General features: G+C 52.4%; 15 protein-coding genes. 6 read left to right on the top strand and 9 right to left on the bottom strand.

The window, feature by feature from the left end; all coding sequences use genetic code 11:
* Window positions 1-717, bottom strand: a complete 717-nt coding sequence (locus KNP71_RS06430; RefSeq protein ID WP_214830341.1) for a CpsD/CapB family tyrosine-protein kinase — start codon at window positions 715-717, stop codon at window positions 1-3.
* Window positions 710-1,432, bottom strand: coding sequence for a YveK family protein (locus KNP71_RS06425; RefSeq protein ID WP_214830340.1), 723 nt, complete (start codon window positions 1,430-1,432; stop codon window positions 710-712). Before KNP71_RS06425 ends, KNP71_RS06430 begins: the two co-directional genes overlap by 8 nt.
* A 195-nt stretch (window positions 1,433-1,627) precedes the next feature.
* Between KNP71_RS06425 and KNP71_RS06420 the strand changes: the two genes are divergently transcribed.
* Both KNP71_RS06420 and galE read left to right on the top strand, forming a co-directional pair.
* On the top strand, window positions 1,628-2,860 hold the full coding sequence (locus tag KNP71_RS06420; protein WP_214830338.1) for a hypothetical protein: 1,233 nt from the start codon (window positions 1,628-1,630) through the stop codon (window positions 2,858-2,860).
* Between the two features lie 32 nt (window positions 2,861-2,892).
* Window positions 2,893-3,909, top strand: coding sequence for a UDP-glucose 4-epimerase GalE (gene galE / locus KNP71_RS06415; RefSeq protein WP_214830336.1), 1,017 nt, complete (start codon window positions 2,893-2,895; stop codon window positions 3,907-3,909).
* A 24-nt stretch (window positions 3,910-3,933) separates the two neighbouring features.
* Here galE and KNP71_RS06410 read toward each other — a convergent pair whose 3' ends face one another.
* From KNP71_RS06410 to KNP71_RS06390, 5 genes are all read right to left on the bottom strand, one after another.
* Entirely contained in the window at window positions 3,934-4,284 is a 351-nt protein-coding gene (locus tag KNP71_RS06410; RefSeq protein WP_214830334.1) for a hypothetical protein, read from the bottom strand.
* Between the two features lie 125 nt (window positions 4,285-4,409).
* A complete protein-coding gene (locus KNP71_RS06405) occupies window positions 4,410-5,609 on the bottom strand; it encodes an alpha-amylase family glycosyl hydrolase (RefSeq protein ID WP_214830332.1) in 1,200 nt (399 codons plus the stop codon).
* Window positions 5,610-5,692: 83 nt separating this feature from the next.
* The gene (locus KNP71_RS06400) at window positions 5,693-6,616 is read right to left on the bottom strand and encodes an LCP family glycopolymer transferase (RefSeq protein WP_214830330.1); all 924 of its coding nucleotides are present in this window, start codon (window positions 6,614-6,616) and stop codon (window positions 5,693-5,695) included.
* A 103-nt stretch (window positions 6,617-6,719) separates the two neighbouring features.
* Window positions 6,720-7,565, bottom strand: a complete 846-nt coding sequence (locus KNP71_RS06395) for a YihY/virulence factor BrkB family protein (protein WP_214830328.1) — start codon at window positions 7,563-7,565, stop codon at window positions 6,720-6,722.
* Window positions 7,566-7,635: 70 nt separating this feature from the next.
* The gene (locus KNP71_RS06390; protein ID WP_214830327.1) at window positions 7,636-8,589 is read right to left on the bottom strand and encodes an LCP family glycopolymer transferase; all 954 of its coding nucleotides are present in this window, start codon (window positions 8,587-8,589) and stop codon (window positions 7,636-7,638) included.
* A gap of 435 nt (window positions 8,590-9,024) precedes the next feature.
* Between KNP71_RS06390 and KNP71_RS06385 the strand changes: the two genes are divergently transcribed.
* The 3 genes from KNP71_RS06385 to KNP71_RS06375 all read left to right on the top strand — a co-directional run bounded on the left by KNP71_RS06385 (window position 9,025) and on the right by KNP71_RS06375 (window position 10,875).
* Window positions 9,025-9,237 (top strand): hypothetical protein, encoded by a 213-nt coding sequence (locus KNP71_RS06385; protein WP_029594793.1) that lies wholly within the window; start codon window positions 9,025-9,027, stop codon window positions 9,235-9,237.
* 61 nt (window positions 9,238-9,298) lie between these two features.
* Window positions 9,299-10,180 (top strand): phosphogluconate dehydrogenase (NAD(+)-dependent, decarboxylating), encoded by an 882-nt coding sequence (gnd, locus tag KNP71_RS06380; RefSeq protein ID WP_214830326.1) that lies wholly within the window; start codon window positions 9,299-9,301, stop codon window positions 10,178-10,180.
* Between the two features lie 209 nt (window positions 10,181-10,389).
* A complete protein-coding gene (locus tag KNP71_RS06375; RefSeq protein WP_214714354.1) occupies window positions 10,390-10,875 on the top strand; it encodes a hypothetical protein in 486 nt (161 codons plus the stop codon).
* 42 nt (window positions 10,876-10,917) lie between these two features.
* Here KNP71_RS06375 and KNP71_RS06370 read toward each other — a convergent pair whose 3' ends face one another.
* A complete protein-coding gene (locus tag KNP71_RS06370; protein WP_214830325.1) occupies window positions 10,918-11,532 on the bottom strand; it encodes a flavodoxin family protein in 615 nt (204 codons plus the stop codon).
* 271 nt (window positions 11,533-11,803) lie between these two features.
* Here KNP71_RS06370 and KNP71_RS06365 point away from each other — a divergent pair, with 271 nt between their 5' ends.
* Window positions 11,804-13,003: an MDR family MFS transporter gene (locus KNP71_RS06365; RefSeq protein ID WP_214830324.1), complete on the top strand. Its 1,200-nt coding sequence runs from the start codon at window positions 11,804-11,806 to the stop codon at window positions 13,001-13,003.
* A gap of 5 nt (window positions 13,004-13,008) precedes the next feature.
* Here KNP71_RS06365 and KNP71_RS06360 read toward each other — a convergent pair whose 3' ends face one another.
* The gene (locus KNP71_RS06360; RefSeq protein ID WP_214830323.1) at window positions 13,009-14,601 is read right to left on the bottom strand and encodes an FMN-binding glutamate synthase family protein; all 1,593 of its coding nucleotides are present in this window, start codon (window positions 14,599-14,601) and stop codon (window positions 13,009-13,011) included.
* Window positions 14,602-14,606 lie beyond the last annotated feature (5 nt).

The raw sequence follows: 14,606 nt of genomic DNA, 5'->3' as shown, positions 1-14,606 counted from the left end.
TTATTCGTATGCGTAATAGTAATAATAATCGTCGCTGCCTTGTGGCTCACGTTTGTTCAAGACAACACCGAGAATATGAGCTTCCGCGAGCGTCAATTGTTCTTTTGCTTTGACGACCATCTGACGGTCTGACTTGTCACAACCGACGACAAGAACGACACCGTCAACCTTGCGAGCCAAGAGACGTGTATCCGCCACTTGCATCATCGGAGGAGCATCTAAGATAATGATGTCATAATTCGCTCGTAGTTCTTCTAACACACGATCCATCATCTTCGAAGATAATAGCTCTGACGGGTTTGGCGGAATCGGACCGGCCGCAATCAAATCTAAGTTTTCGATTTGAGTCGAGTGTATCGCTTTTTCTACGGTCGTCTTTTTAGCTAAGACTGTCGAGAGTCCAATACCGTTTGACAAGCGGAATGTAAAGTGAGCTGTTGGGCGACGCATGTCGCAGTCGACGAGTAAAACACGTTTTCCTTGCTGCGCGTACACAACAGCGAGGTTAGAAGAGGTCGTCGACTTCCCTTCGCCCGATGAAGCAGAAGTGATGACCATTGTTTGGAGATCGTCATCAACAGCGGTGAACTCTAGATTCGTTCGAATCGTCCGATACTGCTCTGAGATTGGTGACTTTGGTTTGTGGACGGTGATCAATTCACGACCCGTCTTGTCATATTTGATATGTTTACTCTTCTTTTTTCCGAACTTAAACATGGACTTGTTCACCTTTCATGTTAGCTTGGCGTTGTTGACGCATTTCAACTTTATCGATGACAGGGATTGATCCGAGAACCGGGAGTTCCAAAATATTCTCAACGTCTTGTTCTGTCTTAATCCGACGATCCAGTACAACTCTAAGGAATGCGATTGCTATTCCAATCATTAACCCAAAAACTGTGGCGATTGCTGTATTTATTAAGATATTAGGTTTCACCGGGAACATCGGAACCGATGCGTTCGAAAGAACTTTTACGTTATCAACACTCATCAATTCTGGCACTTCTTTTGAGAAGACATCACTGATTTCATTGGCGATATCGGTTGCTAGCACCGGGTTCGTATGTTGCACTTTAATATTAATGACTTGGGAGTTTTGTTCGCTGTTTACTGTGATTAAATTTGCAATTGTATCTGGAGCACCAATTACATTTTCTTGGACCTGCTCTAGAATAGCAGGACTTTGAATAATGACACGATAAGTGTTCACAAGTGTGACCGATGATAGAATTTGGCTACTATCAATCATGTTGTTCTGTGTCTCTTTCGGAGCGACAAGCACCTGCGTCGATGCCTCATATGTCGGACTAATCACGAACGAACTTACTAAAAAGGCGATAAGCGCCGCGATGATTGCTAAACTTGCGATGAGCCATTTGCTCCGTTTTAAGATGGAAAATAGTTCTCCAAGGGAAATTGTTTCTTCTTTCATGCTCGTGTTTTCTCTCCTCTGTTCTTTAAAGTCACTACTGGAAAAATTCCGCAGATAATATTTAACAATGCCAATACCAAAACATTATAGCAAAAATCCTCACAGTTGATGACCCATTTTTTAAAATTTGGGTTTTTTGGTATGTAAATCTGATAAACTTTGTTAGGAAGAACTTAACAAAAGGAGGAGACAATAGTGCACGTTAGTGAGCGCCTACTCCAGTTGTACGCAGACACGAATGCGGCAACACGTACAAAACTACAAGATGTTATTAAACAAAATTTAGGGGACGGGAAATCGTTGACCGTGTCCTTCGAAGAATTGACCGGCATGACGGAACCATCGCTCCCAACCGAAGAAAAATCAGCATCAGACTTCGCTGGTTGGATCAAGGATGGGAAGAAAGATGCCACGTTTCTTCCATACTATGTGTCTTTACTTGAGATGCATGAGGACGTGTTGAACAAAGATGCGACGGTTCCTCAATCCGCATCAATTGACAAGATAATCGTCAAGGGAACACCGATTGTGGACAAGGCATCGGTACCCGCTCCTGAGCCAACCGTAGTTGAAACTCCAAAACAGGAAGAACGAGTCACAGCTGCAAAACCGCGTTATACCCCTGAAATTCCCGTGCCCTCACGCGCGGAACGAGCCAAATATCAACGAACGATCGAACCAGCCCGTCCACGCCGGAAATCCGGTAAATGGATTGGTGTCCTTTTCCTCCTCGCTTTACTCATAGGAGGTGGCTATATCGGGTATCCATATGTAATGGACTTGTTGGAGCCAAAACAAGAAGCCAAAGTCGTCGAGGAGACACCGAAACCAGATCCTGAACCGGTCGTCCAAGAGCCAGAAACAAATTATGTCTGGCTCACCTCGAAAAACGTCAGTCTCGTCTCAGAGCCAAACGGCACGACGGTCACCTATATAGGAGATATCGGCGACCGTTATGAGATTTTGAAGGAACAAGACGACCATGTCGAAGTGAATTTGGATGGGACGACAGCGTGGGCCCCGCTCGATGCCGTCACGTCCGACTGGCCGACACGCGACTTGACCGATAGCGCTCTACTCGACTGGGTAAACATGAACTTGAACAACGATTGGCTCGGTGAATCGATTCCTGACTTTTTTGCCATGAATGAGCCAGCACTCACGGAGACAATCGGCGCACCGTACGGACGTGAGACGGATGCGTTGAACGCCTATGCGTTCTATAACGATGGCTTCTTCGTCATTCAACAGGACAAGGTGCACGCCATCGATTGGACGAACACACAAACGACGCGCGAGGTATTCAGCCCGCTCGGCGAACCGGTGCTCGAGACAAACGATGCAATGGTTTATGAAAGTGAGACGTATTCACTCCGCTTATTTGAAGGCTCAAACGGACAGACCCGGGTGCGCTTGACAGAGAAATAATCAATAGAGGATTTTTGGAAGGGGTCATTCATATGAACACTATTTTAGTCACAGGCGGTGCCGGTTATATCGGCACCCATACCGTCTTACAGTTGCTTGAAACAGGTCACGACGTCATCGTTCTGGACAACTTATCGAATAGCCGCCGCGAGGCGCTCGAACGCGTCGAGGCGTTAACGGGAAAATCGGTCACGTTTTATCTCGGCGATATCCTCGACCGCGAATTGCTTGAACAAATCTTTTTGACGCACACAATCGATGCCGTCATTCACTTCGCTGGATTAAAGGCTGTCGGCGAATCGGTATCCGAGCCACTCCGCTACTACGAGAACAACGTCGTCGGCACGACCGTCCTCCTCGAAGTGATGAACGCGTTCGACGTGAAACGAATTGTCTTCAGCTCATCGGCGACCGTGTATGGTATGCCGGAACGGACACCGATTGACGAGTCGTTCCCGCTCAGCGCGACAAATCCATACGGACGGACGAAACTGATGATTGAAGACATCATGCGCGACCTTGCTGTCGCCGACTCGTCATGGAGCATCGCCCTATTGCGTTACTTTAATCCGATCGGCGCCCACAAATCGGGTCAAATCGGCGAAGACCCGTTCGATATCCCGAACAATTTGATGCCGTACATCACGCAAGTCGCCGTCGGCCGCTTGAACGAACTGAGTGTGTTCGGTGACGATTACGACACACCGGACGGGACCGGCGTTCGTGACTATATTCACGTCGTCGACTTGGCCGAAGGTCACTTGAAAGCACTCGACTACGTCATGGACCATACCGGTGCCGAAGCGTTCAACTTAGGGACCGGGACCGGCTATAGCGTCCTCGACCTCGTCCATGCGTTCGAGGCCGAGAGTGGAAAAGCTGTTCCATACAAAGTAACGCCACGCCGACCGGGCGATATCGCCATGTGCTTTGCTGATCCATCGAAGTCAAAACGTGTACTCGGTTGGGAAGCGAAACATGACGTCCGCGCCATGTGCCGCGACGCTTGGAACTGGCAATCGAACAACCCGAACGGTTACCGGGCATAAGAAAAACGGCTGACACGAGAACCCTTAAGGTTCTTCTGTCAGCCGTTTTGTCATGTCGACTTCAATGATTTCTGGTTCTTTGCCTGGTGTGACGAGCACTCCAAAGTCAAGGACGGCAATCACGATGGCGATGCCCGCGAGTGCCCACGCGGCGTCGAACGTGAACTCGCCGACAATCAAGCCGAACAAGACGAACGCTGCGAACATCAAGTAGTAAAACTTGCGCCAAATCGTCCGGTACTCGATTGCAAACTCACGGTCCCACATGTAGAAAAATACGAAGCCCGCTAATGCAATGAACAACGTCGCGAACATCCAATACGAAAATGAATGGAACGTAAGACTCAAGACATGCATAAATAGTGACTGATTCATCGGAATTCGCTCCTTAGGTGTATGTAGGATTTTGTCATGGAAATTCCTTCTATATCCATTCTCCTACCAAATGAATCATGAGTCAATACACCTAAATCACACAATCTAAATTTGAATCAAAAGTCCTATTCAGATTTCAGCCAAACAAACCCATACGCATCGAGGTCAATCGTCTCGACCGGCTCACCTGTGAATAGGTTCGTCCCTTTTGTCCGCACAGTCAGTGGCTCACTGCTAACGTTCGTATACAACATGAGTGTCTCTCCTTCACTCTTTCTTTCGACTGTGAAGACGCGCTTATCGGACGTATCGATTCGCTGCTCCGCGTACGGTGAGAACGCCGAATGTGTCCGTTTGACGTTCAACTGACTGATGATGCCAGAGAACACTTGCAGGCGATACGGATCCGTCTTTAGCTCTTGGATGAGCGCGTCACGGTCAACCGGTGTCTGGACACCGAGCAGCGTCCGATAATCAACGGTCGGGATGCCTTGGAGCGAGAACAAGATGCTGTGAGCCGCGAGAATCATGTCGACGCTCGGTTCAATCAAGTTCTTCTCGAACGGGTCGCGTTCATGAATCGACAAGAAGTTGAAGTACGTCTTCCCTGCTCCCGGCGCCTCAATCCGGTTCGCCCAGTCGGACAACTTCTTAGCGTCACCTTGTGCGAAGGCGAGCATCGTATGCGACGCAAGATCGAAGTGACAGATGGCGTCGGCGACGCTGATGTATGAGCCGAGCTCCAACACGTCTCCTTCATACGCGAGAATCAATTGGCCGTGCGGTTTATAGTGATGGAGCACCGCATGCCACAATTCGACGACGCGCTTGATGCTCTCTTCCGGCATCCCCCGGAACGACTGCACGTGGACACGCAGCTTCGTCGCGCCTTGGGAAAGCCGCTCGATGAAGGCGTCCGTCTCTTCGAGTAAATTAAACTGTAGCTCGTTATAGACGTCGGGCTCGGTGTCATACATAAGCTCGAACTCATGCTTGAAGCGTCCGAGGTTCTCATATAAACGGATACGCGGATTAATAGCCGTGTCGGTCGGCTTGGCCGGATATGGAAACAGCGAGACGAGATACAAGTCGCTAATCGACGCCTGGACGTGTTCCTTCAGCAGCTCATGAAGCGCGTCCAAGTCGGGACTCCCGTCCGTCGTGACGGCGTTCGCGTCAATCATGAGCACGCTCGTCTTTTCGCTCACACTTTCCCCGTCGTGCCAAAGATGACCGTCCCACTTGGCGAACAGCTCTTGCCAGTCTTCTGATGTATGGTCGTCCTCTAATCGATTGATGATCGGTTCAACAGTTTCCCAAAGCATGTGATCCCTCCTCAGTGTCTCTTTATCACTCCCACCGATACACGATTTTCAAACGCAAAAAAAGCCATCCCATGAGGAATGGCTTAGTTCATCAAGCGTTGCAGCTCAGTTTGGACATCAGCGAGCGAGGCCGCATCCGGATTCCAGTAATAAATACCGTCTGACTCCAGACCGCCCGATCCTTCGATGCGGAGCGTGCTGGCGTTACGGAACGCCTTCATATAGTCCGTCGACAACGTCACGAGCTCATTGAACTCGATGTTCGTCTTGGCCCGGTTACCGGCGACATCTAACAGCTTCGTCACTTTGTCGACCGAGAAGTCAGAACGCCCCTTCTCGACGATGGCCGCGACGACGGCGCGTTGCCGCTCTTGGCGACCGAAGTCTCCGTTCGGATCTTCATAGCGCATCCGGGCGTATGACAACGCCGAGGCACCATTCAAATCGACCTGTCCAATCGGATAGTTATAACCATCCGCGGAGAAGGCGAAGTCGTTCGTCACCGTGATGCCGCCGAGCGCGTCGACCACCTCGGTGAACGCCTCCATGTCCGCCTCGACGACGTAATCGATCGGGATATCGAGTAACTCTTCGACTGTGTTCATCGCCATCTCGGCACCACCGAACGCATAGGCATGGTTGATCTTATCGTTCATGCCTTTGCCAACGATTTCTGTCTTCGTATCGCGCGGGATACTGAGCATCGCCCCTTCGTCCGTCGTCGGGTTGAGCGTCATGACGATGATTGAATCACTCCGTCCCTGCTCCCCGTCACGGCGGTCAATCCCGAGCAGTAATACCGACACCGATTTCTTCTGTTCGATCGTCTCGACCTGTTTCCGTTCCGGGCTGATTTCGAGATTGTCGTTCACTTTCGTCACCGTCTCGTTGACGTCCCGGTACATCGACCAGACGAACAAACCACCGGCGACGAGGAAAATCGTCAGAACGCCGAGCGTGATTGCCAACACCTTTTTCCAGCGTGATTTCTTCTTATGTCTCGCCATGCGTGCACCTGCTTTCAAAATCGTTAGATATGGATATAATTCCCGCTTCACGTGTTGTATTATAGCACGTTGTCAAAAAATGCTAACCATATCTTTTCAATTTTTATGGAAAATGCGTCTTATAACGGGTGCGCCGCATATGGTCGGGCCAAGCCGCGTTGATTTCAGCACCGAGCAACATCGTCGCAGCCGTCAAGTAGAGCCAGATTTGCAGCAAGATGACGATGCCGATCGTCCCGTACGTATCGCCAAACATCGAGAACTGGTCGACGTAGACGCTATAGCCCGTCGATAGCATCTGCCAAGAGATGACGGCGAAGATGGCACCCGGGAGCGTTTCCGTGATTTTGACATGTTGTTGCGGGGCGATCTTATAGAACAGCGAGAATGCGAAGATGAGGATGATCGTCGACAACGTATAGCGCGCTAAAGTCGCCAATCGGTCGAAGTCCTCGAGCATTGGGAACCACGTATACATGAGCTCGACGAACTCACGGCCAAAGATATGGAACACAATCAAGATGACGGCACCGACGCTGAAGGCGATGAGCGTAAGCAAACCAATCAAGCGACGAACGACGTAGCTCCGGGCCTCCGTCTCCCCGTAGGCGAATACGGTCAGTTTGACGAGACGGGCCGTCCCGTTCGATGCCGACCAGACGGCGATGATGGCCCCGATTGAGACGAGGCCGGCGTTGATGTTGCCGCTGACGTCATAGACAATCGACAGCATGTCCCGAACACTCGAACCCGGGATGAGAATCTCAATCTGTTCGATCAACAAGGCATCGTCGATCCCGAACCACGCCATGACGGCGAACAAGAGGACGAACGTCGGGAAGATGGCGAGAAACCAAAAGAACGCGAGCGTCGCGCTATAGTCGTTGATATGGTGGTCCTTGAACCGATGACGGACGTCGATGACGAGGCGGATCAGGCGGTCGAGCACTCGGGTCACCCCTTTTCTATTTATTATGACATAAAACAAACCGCCCCATCCGATTGGATGAGGCGGTACGTCACTGTTCCATCAATTGTCCGAGATACGACTTCACGTCTTCGAGTGAAGCGGCGTCCGGGTTCCAGTAATAGATGCCGTCGCTTTCTTTCCCGCCCGTTCCTTCGAGGCGAAGGACGTCCTGGTTTTTGAAAGCAGCCATATAGTCGCTCGAGAGCGTCCGGATGTCTTTGAACGTCATGTTCGTCTTGGCATTGTTGCCGAGCACGTCGAGCATGTTGTTGAACTTCGAGATCGAGAAGTCGTCTTTACCTTTATTGACGAGCGCCGTGATGACGTCACGTTGGCGTTCCTGGCGACCGAAATCTCCGCTCGGGTCGTCATAGCGCATACGCGTGTACGCGAGTGCTTCTGGGCCATTGAGCGTGAGTACGCCCGGTTCGAACGTATGCTCACCTGACGTGAACGCCAAGTTGTTCGTCACATTGACGCCACCAAGCAGATCGACCGTGTCTTGGAAGCCCTTCATATCAACTTCGGCCACGTAATCGATTGGGATGTCGAGCAAGTTCTCGACCGTGTCGAGTGCCATCTCGGCCCCACCGAACGCGTAAGCGTGGTTGATCTTATCAGAAGTCTCTTTGCCGACGATCTCCGTCTTCGTGTCACGCGGGATGCTGAGCATCGCGCTTTGATCCGTGTTCGGATTGAGCGTCATGACGATAATCGAGTCACTACGACCTTGTTCGTCGGCACGACGGTCGACACCGAGGAGAAGGACCGAAATCGGCTTCTTATCGTTGATGGCTTCCGTCGTCATACGCTCCGGGCTAAGGCCCGTCGACTCGTTCAACCGTTCGACGGTCGAATCGACTTGATTGTATAGATATGTAGCTACCCCGACTCCGATGAGCAGGAACAACCCTACTACAATTCCCGCGATGATCGCGATGCGTTTAGCGGGCGAACTCTTTCTACGGCGTTTCTTGACTCTCTTTTTCTTTTGCTCTTCCATGACATAACACCTTTCCTCGAACCCTTGAATGAAATAGACCAGGTTTTAGTTTAGCACGCAAAACATTGCGGCTTTTTAAATTATTTGTAAAAAAGGTAAATGATTGCCGAATGATGTCGAAATATTCGTTCGTTTTTAAGTATCGGATTTCCCTCATCAAAAGTTTAGGGTTTCGTCGACATTCCTTTGTAAGAGTACCACGCTTCTGTAAAGTTGAAACCGTTATCACATTTCAGTCATACGCATAAGGTCCTGCTTTTGGATTAGGACCTGTATGAAATGGTGTCAATATTTAGTCGAATGTGCTGTTTTTTAGGTATGTTTCCTTATATTCAAAAACCTTTATGGGACAAATGGATGATTTTTTGTAATAATTGTATTGTTCGTAATGAAAATGTAAATTTAAATCCATTCATTGGTTGGAGGGATCGGCAGATGCGTTATGTCGTCACGTGCTTTTTAGAGAAGGAAGAGCCTTGTTCGTTCATCGTGTACGGGGGGTCAAAACATGAGGCCGCGTTCACGTTCGAGAAGACGTTGAAAGAGGCGAGCCCGCTCAATGACTACGTCGAATTGAGTGACGGGAAGCAAGTGAAGGTCGGTTCGATTCTCGCCTATCGAATCGATGACATCCCGCCCCTCTTTTGAAGTCCATTCATATCGGGTAACTCTTATAAGGAAACCAAATCAACGAATGGGGTGAACCGATATGGAATTAGGGATGATCGGACTTGGGAAGATGGGGTTGAACTTGGCGCTCAATTTAACGGACGGCGGGCACCGCGTCCTCGGCTATGACCCGGGCAATGTGTCGACGAGCCAATTCGAGACGAAACAGTCACTCGTAGAAGTCGTCGACGGGCTCAAAGCGCCACGGGTCGTCTGGGTGATGGTACCGGCGGGCGACGTGACGGAGCACGTCTTGAACGACCTGCATGCGTTGTTGTCTCCGGGGGATATCGTCATCGACGGCGGCAACTCGAACTATAAGGAATCGATGCGGCGGGCCGAGCACTTCAAAGACAAGCTCATCTACTTCTTTGACGTCGGAACGAGTGGCGGCATGGAAGGGGCGCGTCACGGCGCCTGCACGATGATCGGTGGGGATTTGGAGGCGTTCGGCAAAGTCGAGGAGCTGTTCCGCGACGTGTCGACGGATAACGGCTACTTGTATGCCGGACCGAGTGGCAGTGGCCATTTCTTGAAGATGATTCATAACGGCATCGAGTACGGGATGATGCAAGCAATCGCCGAAGGGTTCGAGATTCTCGAGAAGAGCCCGTTCGAGTACGACCACGAGCAAGTCGCCCGCGTCTGGAACCACGGCTCGGTCGTCCGCTCGTGGCTGATGGAGCTGACCGAGAGCGCGTTCCATAAGGATGCGAAGCTCGACGAGATTAAAGGGGTCATGCATGCGTCGGGTGAAGGCAAATGGACGGTCGAGACGGCGCTCGAGTACGGGGTGCCGGCACCGGTCATCGCGATGTCGCTCATGATGCGGCAGCGTTCGCTCGAAGAGGACACGTTCTCTGGGAAAGTCGTCGCTGCCCTGCGGAACGAATTCGGCGGGCATGCGGTGGAGAAAAAGTAATCGGGGTAAGCGTCGGTCGAGTCGAACTCGGGCGACGTTTTTTGTACTGTGACAGTTATCCGCTTGTCTCGTTACGAACAAACGTTGATATGAATGGGATTTCTATACATTTGGCGATCGAATGTACTAATTTCTGTAAAACTCTTTTCGTTTCAGCAGGCGTATGATGAAAGAGCAGCATATCTTGTGACACAGAAGGAGCCGGCATGATGCGTAAACTTCACGACTATAACGTCTACATCCCGAAAGAGCTGTATGAGCCAGGAGACAGGCCCGTGTTCCGGAGACGGAATCATAACTGGCAGGACATGGAGGCATGCTTTGACAAACTCGTCGCCCAAGCGTTCCATGCGTTCGAGCATGGCGGGTACTTCTTATGTGAGGCGTACGCTCTGGTTCACACCCGTATTCACATGCTCAAGCTGAAACGAACGTGTGAGGATGGCCGCGGTGTCGAGATGCACGTGACTTATTTGCATGAAATGAAAGATATTTACGTCATGTTTTATATTGACGGTGTAGCGACCCGGGCGCGCACGGCCTGGCTGTCGAACGGGATTCTGATTCTCCAGCCGGACTCGTATGCGAATTGGCTCCACTTTGAACCATGCTGGGTCGGGGATCATTTCATCGACGAAATCTCGATTTTATTGCTGAAAGAGTTCCGCAAGATCGAGCTCCGATCAAGGTTCTAATGTGAACAGCCCCTAGATGTCTAGGGGCTGTCGCGCTGTCCGTCACTCCATGACGTTGCCTTCCGCCGGGATTGGCGTCTGCTTCAATAGGTTCGCGAAATGGTAAAGGTTGTACGCCATGACACGACCGTTCTTTTTCGTAAAGGCGTTGTCGCGGCCGGCATCGATGTATGAGTCGCCTGGACCGGCCTCACCGACCCAATACGTGTCGACGTTCGGCGGGACAGTGAAGCCGATATGGGATAGCCCGTACAAGATGGACGCACAGGCATGTTTCGCCCCGTCCTCGTTCCCCGTCACGACGACACCGCCGACTTTGTTGTAGTAGATGGCCTGACCTTTGTCGTTCGTTAAGGCGCTTCCTCCGTATAGCCGCTCGATGACTTGCGTCGCGACGCTGCTCTTCTCACCTAGCCAAAGTGGTGTCCCGATGATGAGGATGTCGGCGGCCTTCACTTTCTCGAAGATTTGTGGCCACTCGTCCCCACCCCCTTCATCTTCCGTCACTCCGAACGCGACGTTGTAGTCGACGACACGGACAATCTCCGAGTCGACCCCGAGTTTGTCGAAGTGCGGAATGATATCTTTTATGAGCCCTTCCGTGTGCGAGGTCGTCCCCTCGCCTTTCAACGAACAGTTCAAGAATAAAGCTTTCATCGAATCCCTCCTTAGATAATCAACAGTTAGGTGTTCCCGGTCTAAGGAAGGGATAATCGTCCTGGTATGTCAAAAACGACCCGTCATCTATGTGATGACGGGTCGTTTTAAGAAGATTGAACAAACATATGTTCGTTTTATGGTACAGCGCAAACAAGCACCTATATATTCGCTTTTTCTATTCTTAGCTTAGCAAATCCCGCAACATAAGTCTATTCTTTCTCAGCTGGACTCCATACAGTAGAGATAGACTCTTGAAAGGAGCACAACGATGGAATCATACCGCTGGGACCTCAACCTGAAGGTCCGCTTGTTCGGTGAAGGCCTGTTCAACCTGTTGTTTTGGATGTACTTCCCGTTCATCACCGTCTATTTTGCCCAGACGCTCGGCGTCGAGCTGACCGGTCTGCTCATGGCCGTGCCTCCGCTGTTCCTGTTGATCGGCAGTTTGATCGGCGGTTCGCTCGCGGACGAGATCGGACGCCGTCCCGTCATGCTCGTCGGAACGTTCGCGCAAGGGGTCTTGTTCGTCGCCTTCGCCTTCTCGACGAACGCCTACGTCGATTATGTCACCTATATCGGCATCGGTTTCATGGGCGCGATCTATAAACCGGCCAGCTCGGCCATGGTCGCCGACCTCGTACCGACCGAACATTTACGGGACGTGTTCGCGACGTTCATGGCGTCGAACAATATCGGCGCCGTGCTTGGTCCGATCCTTGGGGCGGTCCTCTTCTTCGAGCATCGCCAGGCGCTCCTGTTCGGTTGCGCTCTCGTCCTGTTCGGGTACGGCATGCTGCTCGCGGCGCTCACCCATGAGACACGGCCGGGTTCACCTGAGAAGACGGTCGCCAAAACATTCCTCACGCAGTGGCGGTCGTATGCGACGATTTTGCGCGATCCGTTGTTCCGCCTCTATTTGATCGCCGGGGTGTTCGCCTTGATCCCAATTATGCAGCTCGACGTGTATGTACCAGTCTATTTGATTGAACAGGCCCCGGCCACGTTCGACGTGTCGAACACCGTCCTGTTCGGTTGGCTCGTCGCCTATAACGGGCTCTTGTTCGTCGTCTTCATCATTCCTGTCACGCGCGTGTTCCGAGCGTGGGACGAACGACGTGTCTTCCTGTTGTCGACGTTCCTCGCCGGCTTCGGGACGTTCCTCGTCGCCTTCTCGTCGAACATCTGGTATTTGCTCGTCGTCACGACCGTGTTCACATTCGGCGAGTTGATCCGCTCCCCGGTCAGCCAGAGCTTCGTCAGCCGCTACGCCCCGACCGAATCACGCGGACAATACCTCGCGGCCGACACGCTCCAAAACACGATCGGCAAGTTCCTTGCGCCGGTGACGGTGCTCGCCTCGGGCTTCGTGTCCCCGATTGCCGTCTTTACACTTATCTTGCTGTCGGCGCTCATCGGGATGGGACTGTATGCCAAACTGTTCCAACAGCTCACACAACAAGACGGATGACCGCGTCATCCGTCTTTCGCCTGTCCATCGAATAATTCCTCGCCCCGCTTCACCCGACCGTCGGGATACTTGTAAGCGACATGCTCGAGCGACAGCTTCGTCGGCGTATCGAGGCCGGCCGCGGCCGTCATGTTATAGAGCCCTTCGCGGAGCGAGATGATATAGTTCGTCACGCGGTAACTTTTCTCGTCGACGACGAGGGCGTGCTGCAGTTTCGGGTCGGTGGTCGCCACGCCGACCGGGCATCGGTTCGTATGGCACACTTGCGCCTGGATGCAGCCGACGTTGAACATGAGGCCCCGGGCGATATTGACGCAGTCGGCCCCGAGCGCGAGCGCGACGGCGATTTTGTCTGCCGTGACGAGCTTGCCGGAAGCGAACAAGGTGATACGGTCACGAATCCCATATTGCATCAGTAGTTGATGCACATACGGGAGTGCCGCCTTCAACGGCAGTCCGACCGAATCGGCAAGCTCTTGGTACGTCGCCCCGGTCCCACCTTCCCCGCCGTCGATCGTGACGAAGTCGGGGTGTTTCCCGGATGACGCCATCTCTTGAACGAGCGCCTCGACGTCTGCGAGGCGCCCGACGACGAGCTTGATGCCGACGGGTTTGCCGACGATGTCGCGCAGCCGCTCGATGAAGCTGAGCAGTTCCTTGTCCGTCTTGAATTCCGAGAACCGGTTCGGGCTGTCAATCGTCACGCCGACCTTGACGTTCCGGATACGGGCGATTTCTTCCGTCACTTTCGCGCCATCGATATGGCCACCCCTCGTCTTCGCACCTTGGGCGAGCTTCAACTCAAAGGCACGCACTTGCGGAATCTCACTCTTCGTTTTGAACGCCGCGTCCGAGAACGACCCGTCCTCGGTCCGGACGCCGAACAGCGCCGGCCCGATTTGACAGATGAGGTCGACCCCACCTTTCAAATGATGGTCCGACAGACCGCCCTCGCCGGTGTTCATCCACGTCCCTTTGGCCCGACCGAGTCCGATCGACAGCGCCGTGATGGCGTTCTCGCCGAGCGAACCGAAACTCATCGCCGACTGACCGACGAGACCGCGGACATGGAACGGCTCCCGACACGTCGCCTTCCCGATGACGATGCTGTCCTCTTCCGTCAACAAGTATGGGCCGACCTCGCGTTCGACAATCCGCTCTTTCCGCGTGAACAGGTTGTCCTCCTCGACTTGATAGAGATGCGTCGTCACGGTCTCGCTGTTATCGATGCGGAGCTCGTTCCGGTTCGTCGGATAGAGCACATTCTGCAGATAGAACCCGCCCCGCTCGAAGTCTCGCTCCGAACCGAACCCGATAATGCGCGACTTATATTTCCCGGAAATAACGGCCGCCTCATAGTCGTTTCGCGAGAACGGTTTCGCCTCGTTGTCGTTCAAGAACAAGTATTGGCGCATCTCTTGCCCGACCTTCTCCAAGATGTAGCGTACCTTGCCGAGAATCGGGAAGTTGCGGAGGACGGAGTGCTCACGCTGATGGCGGTCCTTGCGCCATAAATAGAAGACGAACAGGAACGGGGCGGCAATCATCGACACCATCAGGACGAGCACGATGGCGAGCATCGTCGTATTTACAGACATGAGTG

This window comes from Exiguobacterium sp. s56 (assembly GCF_018618255.1).
GTDB classification, from domain to species: domain Bacteria; phylum Bacillota; class Bacilli; order Exiguobacteriales; family Exiguobacteriaceae; genus Exiguobacterium; species Exiguobacterium chiriqhucha.
The sequence above is the reverse complement of the archived record's forward strand: the minus strand, read 5'-3'. Positions and strand labels throughout refer to the sequence as shown.